A 15867-nucleotide genomic window follows, 5' to 3' on the forward strand; every position below is an offset into this window, starting at 1 on the left:
AAAAGCGCATTTGCTTAATATTTATTCACTTCTTGAAGCACTTTTTGGATAAAGTCTTCTAGTTTTATTGTTTCGGAGTCTTTTGAACCATACTTACGGACATTTACTTCGCCGCTTTCTGCTTCCTGATCCCCAAGAACGAGTGCGTAAGGGATTTTTTGAGTTTGCGCTTCGCGGATTTTATACCCGAGTTTCTCATTGCGGTCATCAATTTCTACACGTAGACCAGCGCGTTGCAATTTGTCTTGCACATCTTTTGCATAGGCTAAATGTGCATCTGCATTAACTGGGATAATTTCCATTTGCACGGGCGCAAGCCAAGTTGGGAAAGCCCCTTTATACTCTTCAATTAGGTAGGCAACAAAACGTTCCATCGTTGAAACTACACCGCGGTGAATCACGACTGGGCGATGTTTTTCCCCGTCTTCCCCGATATAAGTTAAATCAAAGCGTTCAGGGAGCAAGAAGTCCAGTTGTACTGTCGAAAGTGTTTCTTCCTTGCCAATCGCAGTTTTAACTTGCACGTCGAGTTTCGGTCCGTAGAAAGCAGCTTCGCCTTCTGCTTCGAAATAATCCATGCCCATTTCGTCCATCGCTTCTTTTAACATAGTTTGCGCTTTTTCCCACATCGCATCATCATCAAAGTATTTTTCAGTGTTTTCAGGATCGCGGTAGCTTAGACGGAAATTAAAGTCGTTGATATTGAAGTCTTTATACACTTCTAAAATAAGTTCCAAAACGCGTTTAAACTCATCTTTAATTTGGTCAGGACGAACGAAAACGTGTGCGTCGTTTAAAGTCATGCCTCGAACACGTTGTAAGCCAGAAAGTGCGCCACTCATTTCGTAGCGGTGCATAAGACCAAGTTCCGCGATACGAATTGGTAATTCTCGGTAACTATGAATGTCATTTTTATAAATCATCATGTGGTGTGGGCAGTTCATTGGGCGAAGAACTAGCTCTTCATTATCCATTTTCATAGTTGGGAACATATCTTCATGATAGTGATCCCAGTGACCACTTGTTTTATACAACTCAACATTCGCCATTACTGGAGTGTAGACGTGATTATAACCTAAACGTTCTTCTTTATCTACAATGTAACGCTCAATCACGCGGCGAATTGTTGCGCCTTTCGGTAACCATAGTGGCAACCCTTGACCAACTTCAGCTGAGTTTGCAAATAAATCGAGCTCTTTTCCAAGTTTACGATGGTCACGTTCACGAGCTTCTTCTTGCATTTTTAAAAAGTTCGCCAAGTCTTTCTTATCGAAAAAGGCAGTTCCGTAAATCCGTTGAAGCATTTTATTATTGCTGTCACCACGCCAATATGCCCCAGCAACACTCAACAATTTGAAAATTTGGATTTTGCCTGTAGATGGCACGTGAATTCCGCGGCATAAGTCGAAAAACTCGCCTTGCGTATAAATTGTGACGTTCTCATCTTCAGGAATGGCATCAATTAATTCAATTTTATAAGGATCATTGATAGCCTTAAACCGTTTAATTGCTTCGTCACGAGAAACCACTTCGCGAGAAATAGGTAAGTTTTCGCGCACAATACTTTGCATTTCTTTTTCAATCGCAGCAAATGATTCTTCACTAATCACGCTGTCTGTATCAATGTCATAGTAAAATCCTGTGTCAATCGCTGGTCCAACGCCAAATTTAGCATCTGGATATAATCGTTTTACCGCTTGAGCTAAAAGGTGAGCGGAGCTGTGACGTAAAATGCCAAGCGCATCCGCGTGGTCAGGAGTCACAATTTCAATTGCCCCGTCTTCTTCAATTGGTGTCACTAAGTCAACCAATGTGCCATTTATTTTTCCTGCTAATGCTTTCTTTTTAAGACTTGGGCTGATTGATTCTGCGATGTCTGCAGTTGAAACGCCCTTATCAAATTCTTTTACTGCGCCATCTGGGAATGAAATTTTCATGTGATCTACTCCTTTATTTAGATTACAACTAATGAATAAAGAACAACAAAAAAACTCGCCCCTCTAAACAAGGGACGAGTTTGTATACTCGTGGTTCCACCCAAGATTTGGAATAAGACGAGCTTACTCCCTCTTGTCGCCGTTAACGTGAGCGAATCGTCTATCTTTACTAGCTAAGCGTTCCAGATAGAAGTTCAAAGGTGGTCCAACTTAATTTACTGTTAGGAGGTTCTCAGCTACCCCTCCATCTCTGAAACATGCCATTAAGCGGTTGTCCTTATCATTACTTGTGATTTATTAGTACTCATTATACGCACAAAGAAATTTTTTTGCAAGCTTTTCTTTAAAAATTTTAATTTCGGCGATTGGTGCCGTTCAATTCGATTTCTTTGGCTAAAAAGCGAATGCGCTCCATGATGCGTCGTGCTTTTAGTTGCTCTTCCATCCCGTTTTGTGAAAAAGTAAGGTGGTTTTCGAGTTGTGCCATGTTGTAGTTCGATGAGAAAAATGTTGGCAGTTGCTCTTGCATGCGGAATTGTAAAATCGCGCCGAGCACTTCATCGCGCGTCCAAGCTGTCATCGCTTCTGCCCCAATATCATCGAGCATAAGGACTTCTGTTTCTTTGGCAAACTGGATTTTTTCGCCTACGGTATTATCGGAAATCGATTGCTTAATTTCACGCATGAACTCAGGTAAATAAACAAGCGTTGTCGAAACGCCGCGTAGCGCGAGTTCTCTTGCAATGGCTCCTAGCAAATAGGACTTTCCTGTACCAAAACTACCATGAATATATAAGCCTTTTACCATGCCAGCATCAGCTTCATATTCTTTCAAAAAATTAAAAGCTTCCACGAGCGCATATTGCCGCGCATCCTCATCTGTGTAAAATTGGTCGAGCGAGGCTTCGACAACTTGTTTCGGCATATAAAGCGAGCGAATCCGTCTTTCTACAGCACGGCGCTTGTCTTGTTCGATTTTTTCTGGTGTTGGATAGTATGTCACCGTCATAAATTCACCGTTTAAAACAAGTTTTGGCGCGTATCCAGGCATAAGCGTTTCTTTCTTTTCTTTAAAATTTCGGTCTTGCGTCATAAATTCATAAAGGTTAGAAATATTTTGATTGATCATTTGTTCGGAAATATCCGTCTTGTTTTCCGCCAAAAATGCGCGAATAGGTTCATACGACAGGACTTGTTCTTTCACTTGTTGGTATTCCTTTTCAAAGTCCCGTCCTTCAAATAACTGGCCTAGCGTACGTTCGATTTTATCCACTTGTTTCACCTACCTTTTCAATTGTTCTTTTATTTTTTGAACTTGCTCTTCAAGTGCTGTTTTCTCTTTATCCGAGAGCTTACTGTCTGCTGGTTTGGTTTCTTCTTTATCGAACCAATCTGGCAGCACTTCTTTTCTTTTATTTTGGGAAAAATGACGATTTCGTTTTGTGTTATTTTCCGGTTCTTCCTTCAAACGTTTATATTTCTCATGTTCAGAAAGCGCCAGCTCCATTGCTTCCTTTGCCGTCTTCACATTTTTACGCTTCCAATGAGCCGCAATCGTCATCATGTAGTTCTTCGAAAGCTTGCGGTCAAGCCGTAAAAGGACGTATTCAATGAGCACATTCATGACGGGTTCTGGTAAATTTTGTTGTGTCATCACGTCCTCGACAACGCGTAAATCCGTTTCAGCAGGCGTTGCTCCGTCCGCAATATCGACTAAAAGTTGGAACGGGGTCACACGTTCAAGGTAGAGTTGTAACGCTGTTTCGTCATTCATTTCGAGCGGAGGCGCTGCGTCTACATTTTCCTGCTTCGTCTGCAAAGTCGGCAGAGCGCGGTGCTCAATTTGATAGCTGTCCCGAATGATTTTCCGCAAAAGTTCGCAATTGATGGAGCCGTCTGTATTTAATGCGCGATATAAAAAGCTCGTCATTTCCTTTTCAGCGGTGCCGTAAATGCTATTCATATTTAAAATCGTCTGCTCCACTTCTTTTGTGATGGCAGAACGGCGAATTAAATTCGGCGACAAAATTTGGTAGAACGTCTTGAAATCAAAATTTTTCGCGTCCAGTTCAATTTCTTTCGGCCGATTTTTAGCAAACAACTCTTCGTTTTCCACTTCTGGACTCGCAACTTCATTCAAGCGAAACGCTTCAAACACGTCTTGGAAGGCACGCGTCACTTCTTGAAAATCGGACTCATGAAAGGCATCATCAGCAAAAAATTGACGTAGCCGGTTGTACTGGCGCGCCCCGATTTTACTATACAAATAAATATTTAATAAACCATCGTTGAAGAATTGCGCAGGACTTAGCGGTGGCAAGACTTCATACACATAACGACGGTCTTCATTTTCTGTCTGCACGTAGGTTTTTAGGAGTCCCAAACCTTCAAGTTTTATGCGCGCATCAAAAAAATCCTTTAAGCTTAAAGAAAGCATATTTAGAAGTTGTGTATGCGCGTGTTCTTTGCTCCACAAGCGATTCTCCTCGACTTCAGCAAGAAGCGTCTGATAAATAGCAAGACAATTCGCGCCCATGAGCGGCTGATAAAGCATTGTCGCCACTTTTTGATCGAAATTTGTGATGACGCCGTTCATTTTGACACGATAAGCATCGACGGGTCTAAGTTCCATCCAGAATTCACTCAACTGCTATCATCCTTTTTTATTTTTATCCATAAGTTCTTTTAATTCATCTACAAACACATTAATATCTTTAAACTGACGATATACCGAAGCAAAGCGCACATAGGCAACTTCATCAAGCTTCGCAAGTTTATTCATCACTTTTTCGCCGATGAGGTCAGAAGGAACTTCGCTATCTCCGATATTTCGAAGTTCGCGCTCAATTTCCGTTACAATTTCTTCTAGTTGTTCCATGCTAACAGGACGCTTTTCACAAGCGCGAATTAGACCACGGCGCACTTTCTCACGAGCAAATTCCTCGCGTGCCCCGTCTTTCTTTACGACAACAAGCGGACTTTCTTCCACTTTTTCAAAGGTTGTAAAACGAAAACCGCATTTCTCACATTCACGTCTTCTACGAATGGAGTTTCCATCATCAGCTGGTCTTGAATCCACAACACGTGTACCATTATATTTGCACGTAGGACATTTCATTCATTCGTTCAACTCCTAAGACTCATTTCTTTTTTATTCATTATACCATGACTTTAGTCGCTGTAAAAACTCATCCACTTGTTTTCTTGTTGTAGCAAGCGAATCATCATTATCAATGACGATATCTGCATAAAGTCGTTTTTCGGCGATGGGCATTTGACTTTCTATTCTAAGCCGCGCTTCTTTTTCAGTTAAATGATTGCGTTTCTTGAGCCGCGCTAACTGCGTTTCTTCGCTCGTTGCCACGACAAGCGTAATATCGACTAAATCTGTCAATTTACTTTCAAACAAGAGCGGAATATCAAACACAACCCACTTTTCCCCTTTAGAAAAAAGGATTCGTCGTTTAGCGAGCATATCGGCACGTACAAGTGGATGGACAATTTGATTCAGCAATTCTCGTTTCGCCGCGTCTTCAAAAATGATTTCGCCAAGTTTGGCGCGATTAAGCGTCCCATCTGCTTGTAAAATATCCGTCCCAAAAGCCTCAGCAATTTGCTTGAGCCCAGTTGTACCCGGCATGACGACTTCGCGCGCTGAAATATCCGCATCAACCACTGGAACACCAGCATCTTGCAGCATTTTGCTAACCGTCGATTTTCCCGTTGCAATGCTTCCCGTAAGTCCGATTGTCATTCCCATCATTTCCACCTACTTTTGGCATTTTGGACAAAAATGCGTCCCGCGTCCATTTAATTTTATTTTTTCAATTTCCGTCCCGCAAATCGGGCAAGGCTCGCCGCTTTGACCATACACAAACAGTTTTTCCTGATAACGACCGAGTTTTCCTTCTGAATTCACATAGGTGCGAATCGTGGAGCCGCCCAGTTCAACAGCCTCTGCCATAATCGTTTTTGTCGCCTCATAAATGCGCGTAATTTCAGTATTTGTCAAGGAATTCGCCGGCCGAGTTGGCATCACTTTCGCCATAAAACAAATTTCGTCCGCGTAAATATTTCCAACCCCTGCAACTAACTTTTGGTCTAAAAGCACAGTTTTAATCGCACGTGTTGTTTTCTTTAAGCCAGCCGCAAATGGCGCTTTCAAAAACTGCGCATCAAGCGGTTCAGGACCCAATTTTTGAATGGAACGCGTTTTTGCTTCACCAAATTTTTCAATCAGTTCAAGCGTGCCAAATTTACGAACATCTAAAAAGCGCAATTCCGTTTGATCAGTAAAATGGAAAATAACATGCGTATGCTTCGAAACTTCATCGGTTTCGTGATGCAATCGAAATTTCCCTTCCATGCGTAAATGTGCCAAGATGGAACAATTCGTTAAATCAAAAATGAGAAATTTGCCACGGCGTCTGACCGCTTCGAATTTTTCTCCCACAAGCAAATGAACGAATTCATCCGCTTCAGGCTGTACAATCATTTTCGTTACATTTACCGTCACTTGGTCGATTTTTTTCGAGATAATAAGGTCTGAAAGTGTACTTCGAACGTTTTCAACTTCTGGTAATTCTGGCATAATAGCTCCTTACTTCGCGTCATACCAAGTGTTTCCAAATGCCGTATCCACTTTTAGCGGAACGTTTAACAGAGCTGCATTTTCCATAACATCCGGAACGATTTTTTCTAAAATCTCAATTTCGTGTTCAGGAGCTTCAAAAATCAGTTCATCATGCACTTGAAGTAGTAAGCGCGCTTCTAATTTCTCTTTCTCTAAACGATCTTGCATCAAAATCATCGCTTTTTTAATAATATCAGCAGCACTACCTTGAATAGGCGTATTCATCGCCGTCCGTTCAGCAAAACTACGAACATTGAAGTTTCGACTCGTAATTTCAGGAATGTAGCGTCTGCGATGTAAAATCGTTTCCACGTATCCTTTTTCTTTTGCAAAACGTACGATAGAATGCATGTATTCTTGCACATCAGGATAGCTCGCAAAATAGCGGTCAATAAAATCCTTCGCTTCTTTTCGCGTAATCCCAAGATTTTGTGACAAACCATAATCGCTAATCCCGTAAACAATCCCAAAATTAACCGCCTTCGCTTGCCGACGCATGAGCGAATCCACTTCGCCCTCACTCACATGAAAAACGTCCATCGCCGTTTTCGTATGAATATCGTAGTCATGCTGGAAGGCATAAATTAAGTTCTCATCACCCGAAATATGTGCCAATACACGAAGTTCCACCTGCGAATAATCGGCCGAAAAAATCTTCCAACCCGCGACACTCGGCACAAACGCCTGTCGAATTTTCCGCCCTTCCTCCAGACGAATTGGGATATTTTGAAGATTCGGATCCACCGAGCTTAAACGACCCGTTTGAGCTAAAGTCTGATTGAAACGCGTGTGCACCTTTTGCGTTTCCTTGTCGATCACTTTTAGCAAGCCTTCAATATAAGTTGACTGAATTTTTCCAAGCTGGCGATACACTAAAATTTCATCGATAATCGCATGACTGCCAGATAAAGCTTCCAAAACATCAGCAGCGGTTGAATAACCCGTTTTAGTTTTCTTAATAACAGGCAAATTCAGCTTTTCAAATAAAACGACACCAAGTTGTTTCGGTGAATTAATATTAAATTCATAACCAGCGAGCGAATGAATCGATTTTTCAAGCGTCGCAATTCGTTCGGAAAGCTCCGCCTTCATTTCCAGCAATCGCTTCGAATCCACACGAACGCCCTGCATTTCCATGTCTGCCAAAACAATTGAAAGCGGCAGTTCTAGTTCAGTCATAAGCGCTAATTGTTCATTGTTTTCAAGTTCACGAATGAGCGGCTTTTCAAGCTCAAATGTAGCAACCGCCTTATAAGCTAAATGTTTTGCAACAATTTCTTCTTCCGGAATAGCGCGCTTAGCCCCTTTACCGTAAATCGCCTCGTCCGTTTGCACATTATCATAATCATGGCGCACCACAACGCTCGCAAAATCATCAATGTTGTCTGACGGATTAAGCAAATACGAAGCAAGCATAATATCGAAAGTCAGCCCTTCCGAGAGAATTCCAAGACGACTCGCCGCCACCTTTGTTTTTTTCGCGTCGTACACAATCTTTTGACTTTTTTCTGAGGAAAGCCAGTTTTTAAACGCTTCACTCGCTTGAGCAGTCTTTTCATTAAAGAAAAATGTCCCTTTTGACGAATGAACGGCAAAACCAACAAAACCAGCCGTATGATAATTTTCATTTTCTAATTCAATGTAAAGGGCCGTCTTATCCGCATAATGCGCGCTCGTAAACGCAGTTATCGTTTCAAATTCAATTTCAGCAAGCGGCTGTTTCTCGGTTGCTTCATCATCAAAATTTTTCAAAATGGATTTAAAATCCATCTCCTTTAAAAATGGAACTACTTTGTCCGCCTGGAATCCAGCGTATTTCGTATCAGCAAGCGACGTTTCAATCGGCGAATCCGTATTAATTGTCGCCAGTTCCTTACTTAAAATCGCCATCTCTTTATTGTCTAGCACTTTTTCTTTCAGCTTTTTGCCAGAAATTTCATCAGCACGCGCTAAAACGCCTTCGACCGTCCCACCAAATTCATGCAGCAATTTAAGCGCCGTTTTTTCCCCAACGCCCGGAATCCCTGGAATATTATCCGAAGAATCCCCCATTAAACCTTTCATGTCAATAATTTGCTCCGGTGTAAGACCATATTTTTCCTGCAAAGTCTCCGGCGTATTTTTTTCCATATCTGTAATGCCTTTTTTAGTAATATAAACCGTTACTTTTTCGCTTGCAAGCTGTGTTAAATCCCGGTCACCTGTAATGATAACCGTTTCCATATTTTCGCTTTCTGCTTTTTTTGCAAGCGTGCCAATAATATCATCGGCTTCATAATCTTTTAGCTCATAACGTGGAATATCATAAGCATCTAAAAGCTCACGAATAAACGGAAATTGTTCCGAAAGTTCACTTGGCGTTTTTTGTCGTCCACCTTTATATTCTTTAAACGTTTTATGCCGAAAAGTTGTTTTTCCTGCATCAAAAGCAACTAACACATGGTCAGGCTTTTCATTATCGATGACATTGTTTAACATCATTGCAAAACCATACACCGCATTCGTATAAATTCCTTTGTCATTTGTTAATAATGGCAACGCATAAAATGCGCGATTTGCAATACTATTCCCGTCGATTAATACTAATTTACTCACAGGAAAACCTCCTTCTATTCAAGTTCTCACTTATGACCATTTTACCATATATATTGGCTAAAAGAAAAAGCTGGAGATCATCTCCAACTTTTCCGAACGTTTTTTTATCATTTCAAAAATACAGCCCAGTAAAACTGTACGTTTTTATAGATTTTTAATTAATTCATCCGCAAATTCCGAACATTTAACTTCGGTCGCGCCATCCATTAGACGAGCGAAATCGTATGTGACCGTTTTGCTAGCAATGGTTTTTTCCATGGAATCAGTAATTTTCTTAGCCGCTTCTCCCCAGCCAATATGCTCTAAAAGAAGTGTCCCTGAAAGAATAACAGAAGATGGATTTACTTTATCTAAACCAGCATATTTCGGTGCCGTCCCGTGTGTTGCTTCAAAGATGGCATGTCCTGTGTCGTAATTAATATTCGCACCAGGAGCAATTCCAATCCCACCAACTTGGGCAGCTAGCGCATCAGAAATGTAATCACCATTCAAGTTCATTGTCGCCACAACATCAAATTCAGCTGGACGCGTTAAAATTTGCTGCAAGAAAATATCCGCAATCGAATCTTTAATTAAAATTTTTCCTGCCTGAAGCGCTTCTTTTTGTTGTTTATCAGCTTCCGCCGCGCCGTGCTCTTCCTTGATGCGGTCGTATTGATTCCACGTAAACACTTGATCCTTAAACTCGCGTTCAGCAAGCTCATAACCCCAGTTTTTAAACGCCCCTTCGGTAAATTTCATAATGTTTCCTTTATGGACAAGTGTCACCGACTCGCGTTTTTCACTAATCGCATATTCAATAGCCGCACGAACAAGGCGCTCAGTCCCTTCTTTAGAAACTGGTTTAACGCCAATTCCAGACGTTTCAGGAAAACGAATTTTATCAACGCCAAATTCAGTTTTTAAGAATGAAATGAGTTTTTCAGCTTCTGCACTACCTTCTTTAAACTCAATGCCTGCATAAATATCTTCCGTATTTTCTCGGAAAATGACCATATCAGTGTCCTCCGGTCGTTTAACAGGCGAAGGTACACCGTTAAAATAGCGAACTGGACGAAGGCAAACGTATAAGTCTAATTCTTGACGAAGTGCAACGTTTAACGAACGAATTCCGCCACCAATTGGTGTTGTAAGTGGGCCTTTAATCGCAATGAAGTATTCACGAATTGTGTCAAGCGTTTCTTGTGGCAGCCATTCGCCTGTTTGATCGAATGCTTTTTCACCAGCAAGCACTTCTTTCCATTCGATTTTACGAGTTCCTGCATAAGCTTCTTTGACAGCAGCATCGAGGACACGACGTGCAGCACGCCAAATATCTGGTCCAGTCCCGTCTCCTTCAATAAAAGGGATAATCGGTTCATTTGGTGTATTTAAAACGCCATTTTGTACAGTGATTTTTTCAGCCATTCCATTTTCCTCCTTAAACTCTCTTTTCAATTGGTTGATAAACGCGCGCTTCTGGCCCTACGTAAATCGCACGCGGGCGAATTAAGCGATTATCACGATATTGTTCAAAAATATGTGCCAGCCAGCCTGAAACTCGACTTACCGAGAAAACAAGCGTAAATAAATCTGCATCAATTCCAAGCGCATGATAGACTGACGCCGAATAAAAGTCAACGTTTGGACGCAAATGCTTTAATTCCCAAACAGCTTCTTCTACTTGGCTAGATAGTTCAAACCATTTTTCCTCATTTTTTTCTTTTGTAAGACGCTCAGACATTTCTTTTAAATGTTTTGCACGTGGGTCGCCGCCGCGGTAAACACGGTGCCCGAAGCCCATAATTTTTTGTTTTTGGTCGATTTTATATTGAATATAGTCGCGCACATTACTAGAAGCACTATCAATTTCTACAAGCATATCAAAAACTCGTTCATTTGCTCCCCCGTGGAGAGGTCCTTTTAGAGCACCAATCGCTGCAGTAACCCCGGAGTATACATCTGATAAGGTCGCGACGCAAACACGCGCTGTGAAAGTTGAAGCGTTAAATTCATGGTCAGCGTGTAGCACAAGCGCCTTATTCATCGCCTCAACAGATAGAGGATCAGCTTCTTCCCCTGTCATCATATACAGGAAATTAGCTGCAACACTGAGCCCAGGCTTTGGTGAAATTGGATCAAGTCCTCTACGAATGCGCGCAAAAGCAGCAACAATTGTCGGCATTTTCGCCTGTAAACGCAACCCTTTTTTATAAATGGACTCACCGTCATCAAGCTCCGATTCTGTATCAAACACACCCAGCATTGAAACCGTTGTCCGGAGCACACTCATCGGGTGTAATTTTTGATGATTTTGCATGCGTAAACTCGTAATAATCGTGTCAGATATAGCCATATGCTCATTAATTTCATCTTTAAACTTAATCAACTCTTCCTTATTCGGAAGTCTAAGATGCCAGAGCAAGTAAACAACTTCCTCAAAGCTCACATTATTTTCGACTAAATCATCAATCGAGTAGCCCACATATTTTAATGTATCGTCTATAATCGAACTAATAGACGTTTCTGCTACGTAAACATTTTCTAATCCTTTTGAAACTGTCATAGAAATCCTCCTTCACGCTTCTTATTTTGTAAAGAAAGTAACCAGTTGCATGGCCATGTAGGCAATCCCTGCCGCAATAACAGGGCCAGCTGCAATGCCTCGAAATAACACAACAGCTAATATCGTCCCAAAAACGAGCGAAACCGTAATTTGCGGATCCGCAGCCATATAACTAACACCTTTTCTAGATAAAATGGATACTAAGATACCCGCCGATAAGCCAATCCAACCAGCTGGTGACTTAAACGATTCAATCAGGTCTTTAAAGCCAATTTGCCCTGTCGCAATCGGAATCAAGATGGCAATCGTAATAATGGTAACCCCCCAATTGATCCCTTTTGCTTGAACCACTTCCATAATCTTTGTATTTCCCGCAAAAAGTTTTAGTAAAATGACAACCGCCACGCCAATAATTAATGAGTTGTTTTTGGCGATAATCCCTAGTAATAAAAATAAGAGTAAAAATAGCATGCTTTCTGTAAACATTTTTGACACCCTTCTTGCTACCTTGAAAACACACAAGATAGAAAATATTATAGCATAAAATGGAGAAATAGTATAAAACAAACCTATCTTATTTTGAAAACAACATAAGAAAATGCTATTAAAGTTTTTTCAAAAAGAAGCGAGCTTTTCACAGCCCGCACTTTTTACATATCAAAATAGTAGTCTGTTTTATGTTTTTTAGTCGTAAACCATTTCGCGAGCCTTGGTTTTATGAGGTTCCGTATAAAAGGAATGAAAAGCAGCAAACCAAGAATCGTTGTTAAAATACCCGGAATGGTCAATAATAGCGCAGAAATAAAGAAACAAATTGTATCTAGCAAATACGGCGCCACCGTTCGACCATCACGAATATTTCTAAAAATATTCCGCCCTACTTTTTTAAACATATAAACGCCAAGTGTCGTTGAAGCAATTTGAACAAAAACAAGCGGCCAAAAACCAATTGCCTTAAACAGCCACACATAAATAAGAAGTTCAACAAAGCCGTATAAAATCCAATATAAAAATACATTTTTCAAGCTATCAACTCCAATGATAATCATATTTTTATTATAACGCATTTTGCTTTGATAAAAAAACAAAAGGCTAAGACACTCTTAGCGTCTTAGCCCTTTTGTTAGTTATTTTTAGATTATTTCATTTTAGTGTGTTGCTGTTTTACCGTTATATACGCTGCCTTGGCGTGCGTCAACTGTAACAGTTTCACCGTCGTTGATTAAAGATGTCGCATCTTTTGCACCCACAACGACTGGAATGCCTAAATTAATTCCTACAACAGCAGCATGGCTAGTTAAGCCACCTTCTTCGACGATAACTGCGGCACTCTTCTCAAATGCTGCCATCATGTCTTTATCTGTTGTCTTCACAACTAGAATTCCGCCTTCTTCAGCTTTAGCTAGCGCTTCTTCATTTGTTTTCGCTACAATCGCTTTTCCACTTACAGAACTACGTCCGATTCCGTGGCCTTTTACGACTTTTTCACCGATTAGTTGGATCTTCATCAAGTTTGTTGTACCACTTTCAGTTACTGGTACACCAGCTGTGATGATGATTAAATCGCCTTGTTGTGCTAATCCAGAAGCAATGGATTCTTTAACAGCAAGATCAAACATATCATCTGTATTTTGAACTGGTTCTGCTAGACGCGCATATACGCCCCATGAAAGTGCCAATGCACGACAAACATGTTCGTTAAATGTGACCGCTAAAATATGAGATTTTGGACGGTATTTCGAAATCATGCGTGCGGTATGACCACTTTGTGTCGCAGCAACAATTGTTTGAACATCTAAATTACGAGCAGTGTGTCCTACTGCTTGACCAATTGCTTCAGTCATATCCGTATTAGCATGCATTTTAAGCGCAAATTTGTCTTGCGCGATAAGTGCTTCTTCAGTGCGAAGTGCGATTTTTGCCATCATTTGAACGGATTCAACTGGATAATCCCCAGCAGCTGTTTCACCTGAAAGCATGATGGCATCAGTACCATCAAAGATAGCATTCGCTACGTCTGACGCTTCCGCACGTGTTGGGCGCGGGTTACGTTGCATAGAATCAAGCATTTGAGTAGCTGTTACAACTGGTTTTCCTAATTTATTACATTTACGGATTAATTCTTTTTGTACAATTGGAACTTCCTCAGCCGGAATTTCAACACCAAGGTCACCACGTGCAACCATTAAACCTTGAGAAACTTGAAGGATTTCATCGATATTGTCGACACCTTCTTGGTTTTCGATTTTAGGAATAATTTGAACGTGAGTTGCATCGTTATCTTCTAAGATTTTAGTAATTTCTAACACGTCAGAAGCACGACGAACAAATGAAGCCGCAATAAAATCAATACCTTGTTCTAAACCAAAACGGATGTCATTCGCATCTTTTTCGGTAATTCCAGGTAAGTTAATAGAAACGTTAGGAACGTTAACACCTTTTTTATTTTTTAAAACACCTGCGTTTAAAACTTTTGTAACTAATTCGCGGTTGCTTGCGTCTTTTTCTGTAACTTCTAAGCCGATTAGACCATCATCTAAAAGAATGCTAGAACCAATTTCAACATCGTCAAAAAGTTCACCGTAAGTAACAGAGAATTTTTCTTTTGTACCTTCAACTGGAGTCATGGAGATACGAACAACGTCTCCTGTTGTAAATTCAAGTTTTCCACCGACCATGTCATTCGTACGGATTTCTGGACCTTTTGTGTCAAGTAACAAAGCAACTGGTTTCCCAGTTTTTTTCGCTGCTTCACGGATATTTTGAATACGTGCGCCGTGCTCCTCGTAATCACCGTGTGAGAAATTCAAACGTGCAACGTTCATTCCTGATTCGATTAATTTTACTAGTGTTTCTACTGATTCACTAGCAGGTCCGATTGTACAAACAATTTTCGTTTTTTTCATTTTCCTATTCCTCCTAGAAACTACCATTCATACTTTTCATTATAAACACATCTTACTCATTTTACCAGTAACAGCCATAGGACACAAGCTGTTTGTGAACTTTTATGCAAGTTGCTATCATTCCTCATACTTTTTTGTGCAACTTGACAATCTCCACATTTTCATGAATTATTTTCATAAATCTTCGCGAAAAAAGGCCACCAAAGTTCGTCCCGGTGACCGAATTTCAATTAAATCGAAAGAATCGATGCCAGTTTAAACATGTCATCATCCAATTTATGTTTTTCTTTTAAAATTTCTGTAATGTCGTTTTCCACGATTTTATTTTCACGGATTCCGACTGCCAGACCACCGCGATTTTCAATCAATAAATCAACCGCACGTGACCCTAAACGGCTTGCTAAAACACGGTCAAAGGCTGTTGGGCTACCACCACGTTGTACGTGTCCAAGAACTGTTACACGTGCGTGATAATCGCCGTATTCAGCAAGGCGGTTCGCAAATTCATTACCAGACATTACGCCTTCAGCAACAACAATAATACTATGTTTTTTACCGCGTTCACGCCCTTTATTTAAGCGAGCAACAATTTCGTCCATTTTAAATTCTTCTTCTGGTACGATAATAGCTTCTGCTCCGCCTGCAAGACCAGACCAAAGTGCGATATCACCAGCATCACGGCCCATAACTTCAATAATGAAAGTACGTTCATGACTTGTCGCTGTGTCGCGAATTTTATCGAGCGCATCCAATACCGTATTAAGCGCAGTATCAAACCCAATCGTAAAATCAGTTCCAGAAATATCGTTATCAATCGTTCCAGGAATTCCAATGGTTGGGAAGCCGCGTTTTGTGAGCGCTTCAGCCCCGTGATAGGAACCATCTCCACCAATTACAACAAGACCATCAATTTGATGTTTTTTCAGTTGTTCGATTCCTTTCAACTGACCTTCTTCTGTAGCAAACTCCGGATAGCGAGCTGAATACAAGAAGGTACCACCACGTTGTACTTTATCGCCAACAGAGCCAAGTTCAAGTTTATGAATATTACCGTTCACTAAACCAAGAAAACCATAATTAATTCCGTAAACTTCTAACCCTGCATAAATAGCCTTACGAACAACAGCACGGGCTGCAGCATTCATACCTGGCGCGTCCCCGCCACTTGTTAAAATTGCAATACGTTTCATCTTTTACTACCACCTCAGAAAATGATATTTTTCCATTACACGCTCTTATTTTACATGAAAA

The 15867-nt window shown here is 40.8% G+C and carries 13 protein-coding genes and 1 other annotated feature; all 13 genes read right to left on the minus strand.

Translation table 11 applies throughout. From position 1 onward, the window contains the following. Positions 1-14: 14 nt before the first annotated feature. Positions 15-1937 (minus strand): threonine--tRNA ligase, encoded by a 1923-nt coding sequence (thrS, locus tag BN1609_RS00755; protein WP_088808891.1) that lies wholly within the window; start codon positions 1935-1937, stop codon positions 15-17. A 67-nt stretch (positions 1938-2004) separates the two neighbouring features. Continuing rightward, positions 2005-2230, minus strand: a binding site (T-box leader). Positions 2231-2289: 59 nt separating this feature from the next. Beyond that, positions 2290-3210, minus strand: a complete 921-nt coding sequence (gene dnaI / locus BN1609_RS00760; protein ID WP_088808890.1) for a primosomal protein DnaI — start codon at positions 3208-3210, stop codon at positions 2290-2292. Positions 3211-3219: 9 nt separating this feature from the next. Then, positions 3220-4584 carry a replication initiation and membrane attachment family protein gene (locus BN1609_RS00765; protein WP_088825203.1) on the minus strand — a complete coding sequence of 455 codons (1365 nt, stop codon included), beginning with the start codon at positions 4582-4584 and terminating at the stop codon, positions 3220-3222. Positions 4585-4590: 6 nt separating this feature from the next. After that, positions 4591-5055: a transcriptional regulator NrdR gene (gene nrdR, locus BN1609_RS00770; protein WP_088808888.1), complete on the minus strand. Its 465-nt coding sequence runs from the start codon at positions 5053-5055 to the stop codon at positions 4591-4593. A gap of 33 nt (positions 5056-5088) precedes the next feature. After that, positions 5089-5697 carry a dephospho-CoA kinase gene (gene coaE, locus BN1609_RS00775; RefSeq protein WP_088808887.1) on the minus strand — a complete coding sequence of 203 codons (609 nt, stop codon included), beginning with the start codon at positions 5695-5697 and terminating at the stop codon, positions 5089-5091. 9 nt (positions 5698-5706) lie between these two features. Next, positions 5707-6528 carry a DNA-formamidopyrimidine glycosylase gene (mutM, locus tag BN1609_RS00780; protein ID WP_088838752.1) on the minus strand — a complete coding sequence of 274 codons (822 nt, stop codon included), beginning with the start codon at positions 6526-6528 and terminating at the stop codon, positions 5707-5709. A 9-nt stretch (positions 6529-6537) separates the two neighbouring features. Then, a complete protein-coding gene (polA, locus tag BN1609_RS00785) occupies positions 6538-9165 on the minus strand; it encodes a DNA polymerase I (RefSeq protein ID WP_088825205.1) in 2628 nt (875 codons plus the stop codon). 144 nt (positions 9166-9309) lie between these two features. Next, entirely contained in the window at positions 9310-10572 is a 1263-nt protein-coding gene (icd, locus tag BN1609_RS00790; protein ID WP_088825206.1) for an NADP-dependent isocitrate dehydrogenase, read from the minus strand. A 13-nt stretch (positions 10573-10585) separates the two neighbouring features. Then, positions 10586-11710, minus strand: coding sequence for a citrate synthase (gene citZ / locus BN1609_RS00795; protein ID WP_088808883.1), 1125 nt, complete (start codon positions 11708-11710; stop codon positions 10586-10588). Between the two features lie 21 nt (positions 11711-11731). Then, positions 11732-12196, minus strand: coding sequence for a DUF441 domain-containing protein (locus BN1609_RS00800; RefSeq protein WP_088808882.1), 465 nt, complete (start codon positions 12194-12196; stop codon positions 11732-11734). A 164-nt stretch (positions 12197-12360) separates the two neighbouring features. Next, on the minus strand, positions 12361-12735 hold the full coding sequence (locus BN1609_RS00805; RefSeq protein ID WP_088809076.1) for an FxsA family protein: 375 nt from the start codon (positions 12733-12735) through the stop codon (positions 12361-12363). Positions 12736-12858: 123 nt separating this feature from the next. Continuing rightward, a complete protein-coding gene (gene pyk / locus BN1609_RS00810; protein WP_088808881.1) occupies positions 12859-14616 on the minus strand; it encodes a pyruvate kinase in 1758 nt (585 codons plus the stop codon). A gap of 230 nt (positions 14617-14846) precedes the next feature. Then, positions 14847-15806, minus strand: coding sequence for a 6-phosphofructokinase (gene pfkA, locus BN1609_RS00815; protein ID WP_088808880.1), 960 nt, complete (start codon positions 15804-15806; stop codon positions 14847-14849). Between the last annotated feature and the right edge of the window lie 61 nt (positions 15807-15867).

Origin of the sequence: Listeria sp. ILCC797 (genome assembly GCF_900186185.1) — a bacterium.
GTDB classification, from domain to species: Bacteria; Bacillota; Bacilli; order Lactobacillales; family Listeriaceae; genus Listeria; species Listeria goaensis.